Source organism: Saccharomonospora iraqiensis subsp. paurometabolica YIM 90007 (assembly GCF_000231035.2).
Classification (GTDB): domain Bacteria; phylum Actinomycetota; class Actinomycetes; order Mycobacteriales; family Pseudonocardiaceae; genus Saccharomonospora; species Saccharomonospora paurometabolica.
Genome location: NZ_KI912213.1, coordinates 16,508 through 17,513 on the forward strand (window position 1 = coordinate 16,508; position 1,006 = coordinate 17,513).

Annotated in this window: 1 protein-coding gene; it reads left to right on the forward strand. The window is 75.7% G+C overall.

The window, feature by feature from the left end:
- The coding region (locus SACPADRAFT_RS25635; RefSeq protein WP_007027749.1) for a galactokinase at positions 1-1,006 on the forward strand (1,006 nt) is incomplete at both ends.

Genomic DNA, 1,006 nt, shown 5'->3' on the forward strand with positions numbered 1-1,006 from the left:
GGCCGGGTCAACCTCATCGGTGAGCACACCGACTACAACGACGGGTACGTGCTGCCGTTCGCGTTGCCGCACCGCGTCGCCGCGGCGGTCGCGCCCCGCGGGGACACCCGGGTCACCGTGGCCACCCGCGGCTCCGACGGACGGCTCCAGCACGCCGCCCCCGTCGACCTGCACCGGTTGCGGCCCGGGGAACCGGGTGGCTGGGCGTCCTACGTCGCCGGGGTGGTCTGGGCATTCCGGGAGGAGTGCGGACTCACCCACGGGGCCGACCTCGTCCTCGCGGGCACCGTGCCGAGCGGCGCGGGTCTGTCGTCCTCCGCGGCCCTCGAATGTGCGGTGGCCCTGGCACTGACGGAGCTCACCGACCGCACCGACCCCTCCGGAGCCCCGTCGCCCGAGCCGGACCTGCGCACCCGGCGCCGGCTCGCGCGGCTCGCGCAGCGCGCGGAGAACGAGTTCGTCGGGGTGCCCACGGGTGCGCTCGACCAGACGGCGGCGCTGTGCTGCGTGCCCGGGCACGCGCTGTTCTTCGACGTGGGTACCGGCACGCTCGAACAGATCCCGTTCGACACCGCGGCCGCGGGACTGCGGGTGTTCGTGGTCGACACCCGGGTCAAACACGCGCTCGGTGACTCGGCCTACGGGGACCGCAGGGCGGCCACCGCCGCGGCCGCCCGCGAGCTCGGACTCGGGTCGTTGCGCGAGGTCACCCCGGACCGGCTCGACGACACCGTGGCCCGACTGCCCGGCGACCTCGCACCGCTGGTCACCCACGTCGTGTCCGAGAACGCACGGGTGCTGGACGTGGTCCGGCACCTGAGGGCGGGCAGACCCGGCGACATCGGGCCCGCCCTGAACGCCTCCCACGACAGTCTGCGCGACGACTACCGGGTGTCCTGCCCCGAACTCGACCTCGCCGTCGGGGCCGCCCGGTCGGCGGGGGCGCTCGGGGCCCGGATGACCGGGGGCGGCTTCGGCGGGTCGGCGCTGGCCCTGGTCCGGGCGG